Annotated in this window: 15 protein-coding genes; 11 read left to right on the top strand and 4 right to left on the bottom strand. The window is 52.4% G+C overall.

Going from position 1 to position 15,292, the window contains the following annotated elements; all coding sequences use genetic code 11:
- Positions 1-12: 12 nt before the first annotated feature.
- The 3 genes from ABJU74_RS05055 to ABJU74_RS05045 all read right to left on the bottom strand — a co-directional run bounded on the left by ABJU74_RS05055 (position 13) and on the right by ABJU74_RS05045 (position 4,726).
- Positions 13-1,770: an AMP-binding protein gene (locus tag ABJU74_RS05055; protein WP_348383152.1), complete on the bottom strand. Its 1,758-nt coding sequence runs from the start codon at positions 1,768-1,770 to the stop codon at positions 13-15.
- A 153-nt stretch (positions 1,771-1,923) separates the two neighbouring features.
- Positions 1,924-3,630: a gamma-glutamyltransferase gene (gene ggt, locus ABJU74_RS05050; RefSeq protein WP_348383070.1), complete on the bottom strand. Its 1,707-nt coding sequence runs from the start codon at positions 3,628-3,630 to the stop codon at positions 1,924-1,926.
- A gap of 37 nt (positions 3,631-3,667) precedes the next feature.
- Positions 3,668-4,726: a quinone-dependent dihydroorotate dehydrogenase gene (locus ABJU74_RS05045; protein ID WP_348383069.1), complete on the bottom strand. Its 1,059-nt coding sequence runs from the start codon at positions 4,724-4,726 to the stop codon at positions 3,668-3,670.
- 132 nt (positions 4,727-4,858) lie between these two features.
- On the opposite strand from ABJU74_RS05045, the gene ABJU74_RS05040 reads away from it, so the two are divergent.
- From ABJU74_RS05040 to ABJU74_RS05015, 6 genes are all read left to right on the top strand, one after another.
- On the top strand, positions 4,859-6,022 hold the full coding sequence (locus tag ABJU74_RS05040) for an isovaleryl-CoA dehydrogenase (protein WP_348383068.1): 1,164 nt from the start codon (positions 4,859-4,861) through the stop codon (positions 6,020-6,022).
- Positions 6,022-6,984, top strand: coding sequence for an NAD(P)-dependent oxidoreductase (locus ABJU74_RS05035; RefSeq protein ID WP_348383067.1), 963 nt, complete (start codon positions 6,022-6,024; stop codon positions 6,982-6,984). The genes ABJU74_RS05040 and ABJU74_RS05035 overlap by 1 nt, the downstream gene beginning before the upstream one ends.
- A complete protein-coding gene (locus ABJU74_RS05030; RefSeq protein WP_348383066.1) occupies positions 6,981-7,667 on the top strand; it encodes a glutathione S-transferase family protein in 687 nt (228 codons plus the stop codon). Before ABJU74_RS05035 ends, ABJU74_RS05030 begins: the two co-directional genes overlap by 4 nt.
- Before the next feature lie 118 nt (positions 7,668-7,785).
- Positions 7,786-9,273, top strand: a complete 1,488-nt coding sequence (locus ABJU74_RS05025) for a SulP family inorganic anion transporter (RefSeq protein ID WP_348383065.1) — start codon at positions 7,786-7,788, stop codon at positions 9,271-9,273.
- A 117-nt stretch (positions 9,274-9,390) separates the two neighbouring features.
- A complete protein-coding gene (locus ABJU74_RS05020) occupies positions 9,391-10,023 on the top strand; it encodes a glutathione S-transferase family protein (protein ID WP_348383064.1) in 633 nt (210 codons plus the stop codon).
- 59 nt (positions 10,024-10,082) lie between these two features.
- A complete protein-coding gene (locus ABJU74_RS05015) occupies positions 10,083-10,919 on the top strand; it encodes a DMT family transporter (protein WP_348383063.1) in 837 nt (278 codons plus the stop codon).
- Here ABJU74_RS05015 and ABJU74_RS05010 read toward each other — a convergent pair.
- Complete coding sequence (locus tag ABJU74_RS05010) at positions 10,916-11,449, bottom strand: sterol desaturase family protein (RefSeq protein ID WP_348383062.1); 534 nt, start codon at positions 11,447-11,449, stop codon at positions 10,916-10,918. The two genes, ABJU74_RS05015 and ABJU74_RS05010, sit on opposite strands and share 4 nt — an antisense overlap.
- Before the next feature lie 113 nt (positions 11,450-11,562).
- Between ABJU74_RS05010 and leuC the strand changes: the two genes are divergently transcribed.
- From leuC to ABJU74_RS04985, 5 genes are all read left to right on the top strand, one after another.
- The gene (gene leuC, locus ABJU74_RS05005; protein ID WP_348383061.1) at positions 11,563-12,993 is read left to right on the top strand and encodes a 3-isopropylmalate dehydratase large subunit; all 1,431 of its coding nucleotides are present in this window, start codon (positions 11,563-11,565) and stop codon (positions 12,991-12,993) included.
- 8 nt (positions 12,994-13,001) lie between these two features.
- Positions 13,002-13,244 carry a hypothetical protein gene (locus tag ABJU74_RS05000; RefSeq protein WP_348383060.1) on the top strand — a complete coding sequence of 81 codons (243 nt, stop codon included), beginning with the start codon at positions 13,002-13,004 and terminating at the stop codon, positions 13,242-13,244.
- Positions 13,241-13,834 carry a 3-isopropylmalate dehydratase small subunit gene (gene leuD / locus ABJU74_RS04995; RefSeq protein WP_348383059.1) on the top strand — a complete coding sequence of 198 codons (594 nt, stop codon included), beginning with the start codon at positions 13,241-13,243 and terminating at the stop codon, positions 13,832-13,834. Before ABJU74_RS05000 ends, leuD begins: the two co-directional genes overlap by 4 nt.
- Positions 13,835-13,868: 34 nt before the next feature.
- Positions 13,869-14,870: an NADPH:quinone oxidoreductase family protein gene (locus ABJU74_RS04990; RefSeq protein ID WP_348383058.1), complete on the top strand. Its 1,002-nt coding sequence runs from the start codon at positions 13,869-13,871 to the stop codon at positions 14,868-14,870.
- Positions 14,871-14,958: 88 nt separating this feature from the next.
- A complete protein-coding gene (locus ABJU74_RS04985; RefSeq protein WP_348383057.1) occupies positions 14,959-15,285 on the top strand; it encodes a DUF1476 domain-containing protein in 327 nt (108 codons plus the stop codon).
- Positions 15,286-15,292 lie beyond the last annotated feature (7 nt).

Raw genomic sequence — 15,292 nt, 5'->3', positions numbered from 1 at the left:
GTTTGAACGGCTCTATTTTTTGTAGAGCGCGTTCAACCGATCCTGATAGCGTTCACGAATAATGTGCCGCCGAATTTTCATACTTGGCGTCAGCTCTTCATTTTCAATCGCAAAAGGTTCGTCGGCAAATTCAAACCGACGAACTTTTTCTGTTACTGATAGATTCTTATTTACCCGGTCGACTGCAGCGCTGACGGCAGATTTAAACGCCGGATTGGCCTGCAATTTCAGGAAATCATAGGCCATACCTTCTTTGCGAGACCATTCCAGCGCCCATTCGGGATCCGGCACGACGAGGCCAGACATATAAGGACGTTTGTCACCTACAATCATGGCCTGAAGAATTTCCGGTTGCAATGTCAGCATGCCTTCCAGTTTTTGCGGCGCGACATTTTCGCCTTTGTCGTTGACGATCAAATCCTTTTTACGGTCCGTGATAGCCACGCGTCCGGCTTCGTCGATCAACCCAATGTCGCCGGTATGGAGCCATCCATCTACTATCACCCGATCGGTTTCAGCCTGATTGCGCCAATAGCCTTTCATGACCAATTCTCCGCGCACCAATATCTCACCATCCTCGGCAATTTTTACCTCGGTATCAATCATGGGCGGGCCAACCGTGTCCATTTTCAAACCGGTGCGTGGACGGTTGCAAGCGATGATCGGACCGGATTCAGTCTGACCATAGCCTTGCAATAAAGTGAGGCCGAGGGCTTGAAAAAACACGCCAATATCGGGATTGAGCGGTGCGCCACCGGAGACCATTGCCTTGATCCGGCCGCCAAAACGTTTCTGGACTTTGGGCCGCAACGTCTTGTTGAGGAAAATATCCATTGGTTTGTCGCGCTTGCGTTTCTTGCCATCCGCTTCGCGTTCACCCATGGCCAGTGCCTTGCCCAGCAAATAATTGGGCATTTTGCCTTGTTTCTCGACAGTTTTAATCAACCGCGCCCGCAAAACTTCAAACAGCCGCGGGACCACAACCATGATTGTTGGCCGGACTTCTTCGATATTGGATGCCAGCTTTTCCAATCCTTCGGAATAAAAAATCTGTGCCCCAAGCCCGATGGGAAAAAATTGTCCGGCGCTATGTTCATAGGCGTGGCTTAACGGAAGGAACGACAAAAAGACTTCGTCGTCCCAGCCAAAGTCATTTTCAATAACTTCGCTCGGCCCTTTGACATTGTGCAAAATCGCCCCATGGGGCTGCATCACGCCGCGCGGCTTCCCGCCCGTGCCGCTGGTGTAAATGATACAGGCGACATCATCGCGATTAATCTGGGCGGCCTCGGCGCGGATGTCGGCAACATCTTCATTGGTGCCTTCGACGAGGCTGTGCCATTGGTGAATGGCAAAATCTCCAGATTGACCAATGCGTAAATCGGACATGCCAATCACAATATCGGCATCTGCCGATTTGATCACTGAAGGAATGAGATTTTGCGCCAGTTTCTGGTCGGATACGATGACGGCCTTAGCACCGCTATTGTCCAGAATATGCTGATGGTCGCTCGGTGTGTTGGTTGTATAGGTTGGAACCGTGATGCATTTGGCGGCCATGATAGCCAAGTCAGCAATACACCATTGCGGACAGTTATCCGCAACCAGCATGACCCGGTCACCGGGTTTCAGTCCCAGTTTCTCAAAGGATTTTGCCAGCGCGGCAACCTGTCGTGCAGCCTCTGCCCAGCTGATTGATTGCCACTCGCCGTCAATCTTGGCGCTCAGAAAAGGTTGATCGCCGCCTTCTTCTGCTCGCTGGAAGAACATGGATACCAGATTTGAAAAACCGTCAAATTCCAAATAACGATCTGTTGCTTTTTTTGCCGACACTTTCATCACCCTCTCGCGTGGCTTAGGCGTTAACAGCCAAGCCCCTATTGTGCTTATAGGCTAGCGCGGTTCTGGACTGCGGGCAATGGTTTAAGGCAGCTCGCTGACAGCTTCTCCGGTGCTGCGCGGGTCGACGGCTCCAACCCAACCTTGCTCGGTTTTTTGGGCACCAGCTAGTTTTGACGGTAAATTGCTGGTCACGACGGTATGCCCAAGCCGCGCCAGATCATTTTTCAAAGCCACTAAGTCGCTGTTATTTTCAATCAAAAGGCCGGCGCCACCAAAATAGATATTCGGCATGGCCATGGCTTGTTCGAGCGTCAGTCCATAATCGAGGACGCCGATCAATGTTTTGGTGACATGCATTATGATCCGTTTGCCACCAGCGGAACCGAGCGCAAGAATGGGGTTGCCTTCGGCATTGTAAACAATCGTCGGAGACATTGAAGAAAGCGGGCGTTTCCCCGCCTGCACCCGATTGGCCACCAGCGCTCCATTTTTTTCGGGAGCAAAGGTGAAATCGGTCAATTCATTGTTCAACACCATACCCCGGGCCAATAATTGACTGCCAAACGGGCCTTCAACGGTTGAGGTCATATTGGCAATATTGCCGTCACTATCGACAGCGGTAAAATGCGTGGTTCCTGCCACTTCTGAGGAAAGGGCGGCGGTCCGGGGCATCGCACCGGGCGGATGACCTGCGGGATAGGTTTCCATATCAGGAAATTCCGGGCGGACTCGTTGCAAGGCAATAAGCGCAGAGCGTTCGGCCAAATAATTTTTATCAATCAGGCCATCCACCGGTACTGATACAAAATCCTGATCGGCGAGATATTTTTCCCGATCCGCATAAGCCAGCCGCATGGCCTCGCCAATGACATGCCAAGCGCGTGCCGGTTCGTCTTTATATAAGCGGCTCATATCAAATCGTTCTATCGAACCCAGAATTTGCAATACCGTGGTGGCGCCTGATGAGGGTGGACCCATGCCGCAAATGCGATATTCGCGATAAGTGGAGCAAACCGGCCGGCGCAATATTGCACGATAATTTGAGAAATCCTCTGCGGTTATTGCTGACGGGTTTTGCGGCGCATTCGCAACTGCTGCTGAAATGGCGGCAGCGGTTGCGCCGCTATAGAAAGCGTCAGCACCACCGGATTGCAAATCTCTCAGCAAATCTGCCAGTTCCGGGTTTTTGATAATCGTTCCGCGCGGCGCCGGCGCCCCATTGCGCCAATATAATTTCTGCATGTCGGGAAATTTGACCCATAGTTTTTCGAGACGTTTCAGCCAATCATATTGGGGCGCGCTGACGGCATAGCCTTGATCGGCTAGGCGAATTGCCGGTTCAAACAACTTCGCCCAGGGCAATTTGCCCCATTTTTTATGCGCCATTTCCATCAATCGCATATTTCCCGGTACGCCGACAGACTTGCCGCCCGGCGTTGCCTGTCTCCACCCTAATGGTTTGCCTTCTGCATCGAGGAAACGATCTTCCGATGCCGCGGCGGGCGCCATTTCACGTCCGTCAATCGTCTCCATCCAGCCATTTTTTCCGTCATTATGAAGGAAAAAACCGCCGCCACCAATGCCGCTGGATTGCGGTTCCACCACGGTCAATGCGAGCATCATCGCCATGGCGGCATCTGTTGCCGATCCCCCGGCTTGCAACATCTCAAAGCCTGCTTTGGTTGCTTCGGGATGGGCGGACGCAGCAGTGCCGGCATTTTGCGCCATAGCCGGTGCGGCCATGGGAATGAGCAGGGAAAAAGCGAATAAAGTCAGGAGTTTTTTCATGGTCCCAAGTTTATGGACGGCGCAGCATTTTGGCAAATCATTTGTCGTCTGCACCGACGGCCTCAGAAATAGATGTCAATCCGTCCCGCTTTACCATTTTTGCCAATTCACGATTAATCCTTTTGGCGATGGCTGGTCCTTCATAAATCATCGCGGTATAAATTTGCACCAAGGTTGCGCCGGCCTTGATTCGGGCATAGGCATCTTCTGCTGACGCAATACCGCCCACACCAATAAGCGGTATTTTGCCGCCACTGGTGGCCCGAAAATCTCGCAATCTTTGGAGCGCAAGCGATTTGAGCGGATTGCCAGATAGCCCGCCGGTTTCTTGCTTGTTGGAGGAGAGTAGGTCTGGACGGCTGATGGTCGTGTTTGAAATTATCAGCGCATCAATTTTCTGTTTCATCGAAACGTCGACAATATCTTCAATATCAGCAGGTTCGAGATCAGGAGCCACCTTGAGAAAAACCGGTGGACGATCATCACGTGGACGATCATCGCCACGTGCTTCCATCACGGCGCTTAACAACTCTTCTAATGCACCCTTATCCTGCAAGGCGCGCAAACCGGGCGTATTGGGAGAGGAAATATTCACCGTGAGATAATCAGCCAGAGGGGCCATATTCTTCACACCGATAACATAATCGGCAATTCGATCGTCGCTATCTTTATTGGCGCCGATATTGATGCCGAGCAGGCCTTTTGCCATGCGCCGGCGCATGCGGGACAAGCGCGGGATCGCTTTGTCCTGGCCTTGGTTGTTGAAGCCCAGGCGATTAATCACTGCGCGATCCTGAGGAAGCCGGAAGATCCGCGGCTTCGGATTGCCAGTTTGCGGGCGCGGGGTCAGTGTGCCGACTTCTGCAAAGCCAAAACCCATGCGGACAAGAGCATCGGGGACTTCGCCATTTTTATCAAAGCCTGGCGCCATGCCGACGGGATTGGGAAAATGGAGACCGGCCATGGTGGTGGCCAAAACCGAGTCAGAATGCGGCGCAGGGCCAAGCGGCAACGCCTTTAATCCGGCGATGGTTAGGCTATGCGCTTTTTCCGCGTCAACGGAAAAAATAAACGGGCGAGCAAGATCATAAAGCATGGCTGCGCCTATGGCATTGCTAAGTCCGATCGGCAATGCCGGGAAGCGTTCCGCCGGCGGAAAAATTGTCAGAAATTTTGGTCGCAGTCGCAACCAAATATGATATGCGCATCGCAGAAAGAAGAGGACCCCATGATAGCGACTCCCGATTTTGATTTTCAGCTTGGTGAAATGGCTGACCAGATCCGTGATACCACCCGGCGTTTTGCGGATGAAAAAATCAGTCCATTGGCTGAGAAAATGGATCGCGAAGATTGGTTCCCCCGCGAACTGTGGGAACAGATGGGCGCCTTGGGATTGCACGGCGTGACGGTGGAAGAAACCGATGGCGGCTTGGGTTTGGGATATTTGGAGCATGCAATTGCCGTTGAAGAAGTGAGCCGGGGAAGCGCCGCACTGGGATTGAGCTATGGGGCGCATAGTAATCTTTGCGTCAATCAGATCCGCCGCTGGGCTTCGCCGGAACAAAAGGCCAAATATTTGCCCAAACTGATTTCTGGTGAACATGTCGGATCGCTGGCCATGTCGGAGGCCGGTGCTGGTTCGGACGTGGTTTCGATGAAACTCAAGGCCGAAGCAGTTCAAGGCGGTTACTTGTTAAATGGCACCAAATTCTGGATCACCAATTCCACGGATGCGGACACGTTGGTCGTCTATGCCAAAACCCGTCCGGATGCGGGTTCTGGAGGTATTACTGCCTTTCTGATCGAGAAAGATATGAAGGGTTTTTCCATCGGTCAGAAGATTGAGAAGGTCGGCATGAAAGGCAGCCCGACAGCGGAACTGGTCTTTGATGATTGTGAAGTACCGGAAGAAAATGTCATGGGACCGATTAACGGCGGCGTAGGCGTGCTCATGTCCGGTCTGGATTATGAGCGGGCGGTGCTGGCGGCAATTCCCTTGGGCCTTATGCAGGCGTGCCTCGATACCGTTATTCCATACGTCCGTGAGCGCAAGCAGTTTGGCAAACCAATTGGCACCTTTCAGCTGATGCAAGGCAAGATTGCCGATATGTATGTCCGGCTCAACAGCGCGCGCTCCTATGTCTATGCCGTAAACAAAGCCTGTGACGCAGGCCAGACAACCCGTTTCGACGCGGCAGGCGCGGTCATGTATGCGTCCGAAAGCAGCGTCCGAGTAGCAGAAGAATCCGTTCAAGCATTGGGCGGCGCCGGCTATACAACCGACTGGCCGGTAGAGCGTTACTGGCGCGATTCCAAATTGCTCGACATTGGCGCCGGGACCAATGAAATTCGCCGCATGCTGATCGGCCGCGAGTTGATCGGGGGGGGCTGATGAAGCTGCTGCTCACCGGCTCATCTGGTTGGTTAGGGCGGCATCTCGCACCTAGACTTGAAGCGATTGGTCACAAAGTAATCGGTCTTGATATTGCGCCCGGAGACCACACAGATATTGTCGGCACGGTGGCGGACCGCACTTTGATCGACAAGACTTTCCGCGGCCATGGCATTGAAGCGGTAATCCATGCGGGGGCGCTGCATAAGCCTGATATTGTCCGCTATCCGAATAGCGCCTTTGTCGATGTCAATGTGACCGGCACACTCAATCTCTTGGAAGCCGCAGTGCAGGCCGGTCATGACCGATTTATCTTTACGTCCACCACTTCATTGATGATTTCAGAAACGGTGCGTGCCGGCCGTGAGGGCGGGGCCGAGCAGGCCTTTTGGTTGGATGAAGAATTTGGCCCTTTGAAACCGCGCAATATCTATGGCGTGACCAAGATATCTGCGGAGCACTTGTGCCGTCTATTCCACAAGCTACACGGGATAAACGTCGCGGTTCTGCGTACAGGACGTTTTTTCCCGGAGGATGATGACACGCTAATAATGCCAAGTGGTCCCAATCTAAAAGCCAATGAATTTCTAAACCGCCGATTGACTGTTGAAGATGCTGCGGAGGCCCATGTTGTGGCTTTAAATGGCATTGCTGATCTCGGTTTCGAGACGTTTATTTTGTCAGCGCCTACGCCGTTTGGACGCACAGATTGCGCGCAGCTTATCGCCAATGCGCCCGCGGTTATCGCTCGCTATTACCCCGAGGCCAAAGCCCTATATGACAAAAAAGGCTGGATTTTGCCGGATCATATTGACCGCATTTATGATGCAGGCAAAGCCGAGCGGCTGTTAGGATTTCGGTCAAAGACCGATTTTGCTAGTATTTTAGCGGCGTTGGCCGAAGAGCGCGAGCCACCTTTTCATCATGATCCCCACTATCTCTCTCCTAAGGAGGCTTTATGAGTTACACGCTGATTACCGCAAACCGGAATTATTCCAGCTGGTCCTTGCGCCCTTGGATATTGATGAAAGCGTTGGATATCCCATTTGCCAACGAAATTATCTATTTCGAAGCGGAAAATTACGACCGGTTTCGCGCCTTTGCCCCCAATGCGCAAGTGCCCTGCTTGAAAGATGGGGACCGGACGATCTGGGATTCGCTGGCGATTGTCGAATATCTGGCCGAGCGTCATCCGGGGGTCTGGCCGGAAGAGGAAAAGGCGCGGACCTGGGCGCGCTGTGCCGCCGCGGAAATGCATGGTGGTTTCGCGGCTCTCCGCAATATTTGTCCGATGAATGTCGGAGTTCGCGCGCAACTACATGCCGTGGAAACACCATTGCAACGGAATATCGACCGCATTGGAGAGCTTTTTGCGCAAGGGATTGACAGCTTTGACGGCCCTTGGCTGGCGGGCACAGAATTTACCGCCGTGGATGCATTTTTTGCGCCCGTGGCTTATCGCGTGCGCAGCTTTGATCTGGATATCGGTGAAAAGGCGCGCGCTTGGGTGGATCATATCATCGCGCATCCGGCCATGGGAGAATGGGAAGCTCAGGCTCTGGCAGAGCCGCATCGCGAAATTGGACATGAAGAAGAAATAGCTGCAGTTGCCACTGTCACCGATGATTTTCGTCACGCTGAATGATAGCCCAATCCAATATTCCAAGCCAAGCTTGACGGCTATCGACCAATAGTTCATGCCCCGCCGCGATGATGCTGCGTTGCAGCATGGCATATTCATTTTGCCGGTAGGGACTGATTTCATGGCTATTCACAACGATTTTAAACGCGATTGGCTTTCCAATCCGAAGACAGAATTTTTGGCTGGTCTTGTGGTTGCATTGGCCTTGATTCCCGAAGCCATTGGTTTTGCGATTATCGCAGGCGTTGATCCGCGCGTGGGGCTTTATGCGAGCTTTTCGATCGCGGTAATCATCTCGATTATTGGTGGCAGGCCGGGAATGATCAGTGCAGCGACTGCCGCGGTGGCGGTTTTGGTCGTGCCATTGGTGCGCGACCATGGGGTCGAATATCTTTTCGCGGCAACCATATTAATGGGAATTTTTCAGGCCATAGCAGCTTTGCTGCGGTTGGATATGTTGATGCGATTTGTCTCGCGATCTGTGATCACCGGTTTCGTCAATGCGCTGGCAATTCTGATCTTCATGGCACAATTGCCGCAACTGACTGGTGAAGCGATGACTTGGCAAACTTACATCATGGTCGCTGCTGGCTTGGCGATTATTTATGGCTTGCCGAAGCTGACCAGTTGGGTGCCGTCTCCTTTGGCGGCGATTGTTGTGCTGGCCGGTATCAGCATCTATTTCAAAGTGGATGTATCAACAGTGGGCGACATGGGTGAATTGCCTGATAGTTTGCCATGGTTTCATATTCCCCAAATTCCGATCACTTGGGAAACCTTGCGGATTATAGCACCCTATTCGCTTGCAATGGCGGCTGTGGGGCTATTGGAATCTCTGCTTACGGCCTCAATTGTCGATGATATGACCGAGACCCGCAGTGACAAGAAGCGCGAAACCTATGGGCAAGGCATTGCCAATTTTGTCACCGGTTGGATTGGCGGCATGGGCGGCTGCGCAATGATTGGCCAATCCGTGATCAATATTAAGTCCGGCGGTCGTCGCCGCGCTTCGACCTTTATCGCCGGGGTGATGTTGCTCATCCTGATCGTTGGCCTTGGGCCGCTGGTTGCTCAAATTCCGATGCCTGCTTTGGTTGCCGTCATGATTTTCGTTTCGATCAGCACATTCCGGTGGAAGAGCTTTACCGAAATCATGCATCATCCATGGCCTTCCAACGTCGTGATGATCGCAACGGTAGTCATGGTTGTTGCAACGCATGATCTGTCGATTGGCGTGCTTACCGGGGTCTTGCTTTCCGGCATATTCTTTGCCTGGAAAGTAAGGCAATTGGTTACCATTCAGGATTTTGTCGAAGTCACTACTCATCGCTATGTCTTCGGCGGACAGATATTTTTCGGCTCTGTAGATATGCTCTACGAAGCGATGGAATTTAATGAACAAGATATTGATACCGTGATCATCGATGTGCATGACGCGCATTTCTGGGACATATCGGCAACTGGGATGCTCGATAAAATTGTCGAGCGATTGCAAAATGAGGGCAAGACAGTGGAGCTTATCGGTCTAAATGAGGCCAGCGCTACGCTGGTCGAAAAATATAGCGACAATGATCGCCCCTTTGAAAGCCTTGGGGTTGTCGGCCATTAGACCTATTGATTTTCAAGCGATAAGAAATCTGTCTGGACTCGCTGGAGAAAGCTGGCACATTGCGCATTATTTTCATCGAGAGTGGATAATGCATATCCCGCAACAGGAGCCCAGAATATGATCATTTTGCACCATTTGGAATATAGCCGTTCAACGCGCATCATCTGGTTACTTGAGGAATTGGGCGTGGACTATGAAATGGTGCGTCACCAACGCCATCCCGAAACCATGCGGGCGCAGGCTGATCTTGCTGCTATCCATCCGCTCGCCAAAGCGCCGACAGCCATTATTGACGGCCATCTCATGATGGAGTCAGGCGCCATTATCGAATATATTCTGGAGCAATATGGCGACGGCAAATTAGCGCCTGCACCCGGTTCGAAAGAACGGGCCGAATATTTGGAATGGCTGCATTTTACTGAGGGAACATTGGCCAATCCCGTCATTGTCCAAATGCTCGCCCCGCGTTTCGGCGGATTGGGCGAAGGCTATGCGCCTTTTGTCGAAGGGGAAGTGGTTAAACTTCTCGATTATGTCGAGCATCATATCGACAATCGCGAATATCTGGTTGGCGATGGTTTTACCGGTGCGGATATCAATATCGCCTATGTCATAGAATTGGCAACCGCGGCTGGAATGCTCGCAAATCGACCCGCAGCAATGGCTTATGGACAACGGATTATGGCTCGTCCGGCTTATAAAAAGGCCATTGAACTGGGCGGTCCGGTCGTGCCTACGCTGGCGGGTTAGTGTTCGCCTCGGATCAGTTATCAAAAGCTACGAGTAGGCGCCTTTTAACGGCGCTGCTGTTGATATTGACGCTTTGCGCATTTGCCGGCAATTCTTTGCTTAATCGCGCAGCCTTGGCTGAAAACACCATTGATTGGGCGAGCTTCACGGTGATCCGACTAGTGTCCGGAGCGATCATGCTTGCACTGCTTTTGGGCCTTCGTCACGGCCGGGCTGTGCTGCCGCGAGGCGATACTATTGTCCCGGCAATAGCGCTGTTTGTTTATGCGGTGAGCTTTTCTTTCGCCTATGTCTCGCTCGATGCAGCCGTCGGGGCGCTTATATTATTTCCGGCGGGGCAATTGAGTTTGCAATTCATCGGAATGGTTCGCGGCATCTATCCGACGCCTATTCAATGGGCAGGGCTACTCTTGGCTATAGCCGGATTGGCGGTCTTCCTGACGCCGGGCGACACGGCACCGCCGCTAATCGGCGGATTGATTATGGCGATTGCCGGAATTTCCTGGGGTTTTTACAGTTGGGCCGGAAAAGGGGCTGCACGACCGGCGCTGGCTACAGCCCGCAATTTTGTTGGCGCTGCTTTGCTTTGCCTCTTGCTTATTCCTGTTTTGGGCGAGGGTGCTCAGAATCAACCGACCGGTATCGCTCTGGCCATTGCTTCTGGAACGATCACCTCAGGGCTTGGTTATATCACCTGGTATGCGGTTTTGCCGCGCTTATCGGTCAGTACCGCCGCCGCCTCGCAGCTTTCTGTACCAGCCATTGCGGCTCTAGGCGGTGTGTTACTGCTGGGTGAAACGCTATCGATGCGTTTCTTTATCGGCAGCGCGATGATTTTCGCTGGCATCGCATTGACCATGTTTCAGAATAAGCAAGCCAAAAGCCCGGAAATCTAGTTTGCGTTCACAGAATCCCGAACAATCGCCTCCCCGGTTTCCCGCTGTATTTTCAGCTCTGCTTTTAACTTGGCGGGATCACGGGCAAAAACGAAACCAAAGCTGACGCCACCTTCTTTGCCGATAGTCGCGTGATGCAGCTTATGGGCTTGGACCAGCCGTTTGGCATAGCCGCGTTTCGGGACATATTTGAAATAACGCTGATGCACCAAGCCGTCGTGGATCAGTGTATAGATAATGCCATAGAATAAGATACCAAGACCAATCCATGTGCCCGGTTCCCAAGCGGAGCCTCCCATGACATTTTTCATTATTGGGGAACTACCAACCACAAACATCGAAATGCTCATCACTGCTCCGACAATGCCATAGAGATCATTTTTCTCTAGCGCCTTGTCATGCGGTTCATGATGATCGCGATGCCAGTTCCAGCCAAAACCATGCATGATATATTTATGTGCCCCCCATGCGATAAATTCCATCGCGATGACAGAGGCGAGGATAGTGGCGATGATTGCGAAAATGCTCATCTGTCGAAGATACGTCTTTCTGATCGGCTTTTGAAGTCACTTCTCACTTGCGCCGACAATTGATCTGGGTAAACGAAGCACCATATTGGAACAGAGGATGGTATAACCCCCAGATGACCGAAACAAAAACCCTGTACGAGAAAATTTGGGATGCGCATGTCGTGGACCAGCGCGATGATGGCACCGCACTTATTTATATCGATCGCCATTTGGTCCATGAAGTCACGAGTCCGCAAGCTTTTGAAGGGTTGCGACTGGCTGGACGCAAAGTCCGCCGCCCGGATTTGACGCTGGCTGTGCCGGATCACAATCTGCCGACGACCGCGCGTCTCGATGGGCGGGGCCAGAAAATCCCAATTGCAGATTCCCAAAGCGCGGCGCAGCTGGAAGCGCTGGAAGCGAATGCACCGGCTTTTGGCATAAAATATATTGGTGCCACAGATAAAGAGCAGGGCATTGTTCATGTCATTGGACCGGAACAGGGCTTTACCTTACCGGGAACAACTTTGGTATGTGGGGACAGCCATACGGCAGCGCATGGCGCATTGGGTGCTCTGGCTTTTGGCATTGGAACGAGCGAAGTCGAGCATGTTCTGGCCACGCAGACGCTACAATTGTCGCGATCCAAGTCGATGGAAATTCGCGTTGAAGGTCTTTTGGGTCCTGCGGTGAGTCCTAAGGATCTGATCCTGCATATTATCGGCGTTATCGGTGCCGCTGGAGGCACCGGCCACGTGATTGAATATCGCGGAGCGGTGTTTGAGAACATGTCCATTGAAGGGCGGTTGACCGTGTCGAACATGTCCATAGAAGCCGGTGCAAGAGCTGGTCTTATCGCTCCCGACGACAAGACTTTTGCGTATTTGCAGGGGCGGCCGATGGCACCGAAAGGGGCGGATTGGGACGCAGCAATTGCCTATTGGAAAACCTTGCGAACCGATGACGGTGCCAAATTTGACAAAAGTGTTGTGATTCAAGCGGCGGATGTGGCCCCGACTGTCACTTGGGGAACGAGCCCGGAAGATGTGGTGCCGGTAACCGGCCATGTCCCTGCACCGGAAAGCTACGCCGATATTTCCAAGCAGGATGCGGCGCGCAAATCATTGGATTATATGGGATTGACCGCCGGACAGCCACTTGAAGAAGTGGCGGTGGAAAATATCTTCATCGGCAGCTGTACAAATAGTCGGATCGAAGATCTCAGAGCCGCCGCGCAAGTGTTGAAGGGCCGCAAGAAAGCCGAAGGCGTCAAATGGGCCATTATAGTGCCGGGATCCGGATTGGTAAAAGCGCAAGCCGAAGCCGAAGGACTTGACAAGATCTTTACGGATTCTGGCTTTGAGTGGCGGGAGCCGGGTTGCTCGGCCTGTTTGGGTATGAACCCGGATAAAGTGCCGGCTGGTGAACGTTGTGCGTCGACATCTAATCGCAATTTTGTTGGCCGTCAGGGACCGGGTGCTAGAACCCATTTAATGTCTCCGGCAATGGCAGCTGCCGCCGCAGTGACCGGTAAGCTGACCGATGTTCGGGAATTGATAGGATAGTTTAGAATATGGCAGATGATAGCAAACATACTGATGAGAACGAAGATGCGGCCAGCGGATCGAAAGAAAAGTCCACCAAATGGTCTACCGGGGCGAAAGTCGGCGCGGCCGTCGGTTCTGCAGCCATTGCCGCGGCTTTGATTTATGCGGGCCGCCATAAGATGCGCAAGCTTGATGAATTTAAATCTGACAAACCCAAACCGGGTACGCGCTATGAAAATGAACCGGATGAAGATGGAGACGGCGCGTGAAACCAGTGCGCAAAGTCGACGGACGGGCGATTCCTTTTGGCCGGAAAAATGTCGATACTGATGTAATTATCTCGGCAGAATGGCTCAAAACCATATCGCGAGAAGGACTGGGTGCTGGCGCTTTTGAATCGGTGCGCGCGCAACCGGGCAATGTTTTTGATGATCCGGAATATGCTGGCGCCTCGATCTTGATCGCTGGTGACAATTTTGGCTGTGGATCGAGCCGGGAACATGCCGCTTGGGCATTGGATGATATGGGCATAAAAGCCATTATCGCACCCAGCTTTTCCGATATTTTTTCCAGCAATGCGTTTAAAAACGGACTGCTGGCCATTGCCTTGCCGCAAGAGGCTATCGATCGTTTGATGGAGGTCGCCAAGACCGATCCGATCATGATCGATATGGAAAATATGACGGTCACCACGCCGTTTCAGGACCGCTTTCGCTTCGAGATGGATCCCTTTCGGCAACAATGTCTGATGGATGGTCTTGATGAAATAGACCTGACAATGGCGAAATCCGATGCCATAGAGGCGCATGAAAAGCGGATCGATTCTGCGCAAGGCTGGCACAAACCCGCCGCCGTTTAGAGCGTTACAAAAAAGAGCAAAAGAGGAAAACACAATGAAAGCATTAATGTCCACGAAGGTTGGCGGACCGGATAGCCTAGAAATGCTGGAGGTCGACGCTCCAACGGCTGGCAAGGGTCAAGTGGTCATTGATGTAAAGGCTTGTTCAATTAACTATCCCGATGTCCTGATCATCCAGGATCTCTATCAGTTTAAGCCGCCCCGCCCTTTTGCACCAGGCGGCGAAGTTTCAGGTGTGATTGCCGAAGTGGGCGAAGGCGTGACCGATTTGAAAGTCGGTGATCGCGTTGCTTCGACAACGGGGCATGGCGGCCTGGTGGGCCAAGTAGCGGTCGACCATAATAGCGTGTTCAAGCTGCCCGATAGTGTAAGCTTTGAGGATGCCTCGGCGCTTATCCTCACTTATGGGACATCCATTCATGCCTTAGTGGATCGGGGCCATATCAAGGAAGGTGATACCTTATTGGTTTTGGGTGCATCTGGCGGTGTGGGTATTGCCGCTGTGGAGTTAGGCAAAGCTTTTGGTGCCCGCGTGGTAGCCGCGGTTTCATCAGAAGAAAAAGCGGCCTTTGCTAAAGCCGCAGGTGCCGATGAAACGGTTGTTTATGGCCGGGCGCCGTTTACCAAAGATGAGTCCAAAGCGCTGGCGGCTCAGTTTAAAGCTGCCGTCGGACCCAATGGCGCGGATGTCATCTATGATGCTGTGGGCGGCGATTATAGCGAACCAGCGGTTCGGTCCATTGCCTGGGAAGGGCGTTTCCTGGTTGTTGGTTTTCCTGCGGGTATAGCGAAACTGCCGCTTAACCTGACCTTGTTGAAATCCTGCGATGTCTGCGGTGTCTTCTGGGGAGCTTATGCAATGCGCGATCCGGCGGGTAACCGCTCCCACATCAACCGGCTGTTCAAACTGTGGGACCAAAATATGATTCAGCCGCGTGTGTCGGAAGTTTTTGATTTTGCCGATGCTGGTAAGGCGATCCAGAAGATGGCGGATCGCGGCGCAATTGGTAAATTGGTTGTGAAAGTGGCTGACTGATCAAATATGGCCTCTTGTCGCCGATGCGGCTAATGCCTATTTCTGTTCCACGAGCTTTTGAAAAAGCCGAAATGAGTTAGGGAAAATTATGTCCGGTTTTAGTGATCGCGAAAAAGCATTTGAAAATAAGTTCGCGCGCGACGAAGAAATGCAGTTCAAACTGACGGCGCGCCGTAATCGTCTGGTTGGCGAATGGGCTGCTGAGAAAATGGGCCTTACGGCTGAAGAAACGGATTCTTATGCCAAAGCCGTTGTCCAAGCCGATTTTGAAGAAGCCGGTGATGAAGATGTTATTCGCAAATTATTGGGCGATTTAACTTCGGCTGGCGTCGATATTGATGACGCCGGCATCCGGACCGCCTTGGCCGATAAAATGGTGGAAGCACGCCGCCAATTTATCGAACAAACTGAGTAGGACAGCT

This window comes from Parasphingorhabdus sp. (assembly GCF_039982415.1).
Taxonomy (GTDB): domain Bacteria; phylum Pseudomonadota; class Alphaproteobacteria; order Sphingomonadales; family Sphingomonadaceae; genus Parasphingorhabdus.
This window is presented reverse-complemented; position numbering and strand designations above follow the sequence as displayed.

Bases quoted from the DNA above. Each gene is read 5' to 3' on its own strand.
- ABJU74_RS05055 (WP_348383152.1), bottom strand. From the start codon at position 1,770: ATGTTCTTCCAGCGAGCAGAAGAAGGCGGCGATCAACCTTTTCTGAGC.
- ggt (WP_348383070.1), bottom strand. From the start codon at position 3,630: ATGAAAAAACTCCTGACTTTATTCGCTTTTTCCCTGCTCATTCCCATG.
- ABJU74_RS05045 (WP_348383069.1), bottom strand. From the start codon at position 4,726: ATGCTTTATGATCTTGCTCGCCCGTTTATTTTTTCCGTTGACGCGGAA.
- ABJU74_RS05040 (WP_348383068.1), top strand. From the start codon at position 4,859: ATGATAGCGACTCCCGATTTTGATTTTCAGCTTGGTGAAATGGCTGAC.
- ABJU74_RS05035 (WP_348383067.1), top strand. From the start codon at position 6,022: ATGAAGCTGCTGCTCACCGGCTCATCTGGTTGGTTAGGGCGGCATCTC.
- ABJU74_RS05030 (WP_348383066.1), top strand. From the start codon at position 6,981: ATGAGTTACACGCTGATTACCGCAAACCGGAATTATTCCAGCTGGTCC.
- ABJU74_RS05025 (WP_348383065.1), top strand. From the start codon at position 7,786: ATGGCTATTCACAACGATTTTAAACGCGATTGGCTTTCCAATCCGAAG.
- ABJU74_RS05020 (WP_348383064.1), top strand. From the start codon at position 9,391: ATGATCATTTTGCACCATTTGGAATATAGCCGTTCAACGCGCATCATC.
- ABJU74_RS05010 (WP_348383062.1), bottom strand. From the start codon at position 11,449: ATGAGCATTTTCGCAATCATCGCCACTATCCTCGCCTCTGTCATCGCG.
- leuC (WP_348383061.1), top strand. From the start codon at position 11,563: ATGACCGAAACAAAAACCCTGTACGAGAAAATTTGGGATGCGCATGTC.
- ABJU74_RS05000 (WP_348383060.1), top strand. From the start codon at position 13,002: ATGGCAGATGATAGCAAACATACTGATGAGAACGAAGATGCGGCCAGC.
- ABJU74_RS04990 (WP_348383058.1), top strand. From the start codon at position 13,869: ATGAAAGCATTAATGTCCACGAAGGTTGGCGGACCGGATAGCCTAGAA.
- ABJU74_RS04985 (WP_348383057.1), top strand. From the start codon at position 14,959: ATGTCCGGTTTTAGTGATCGCGAAAAAGCATTTGAAAATAAGTTCGCG.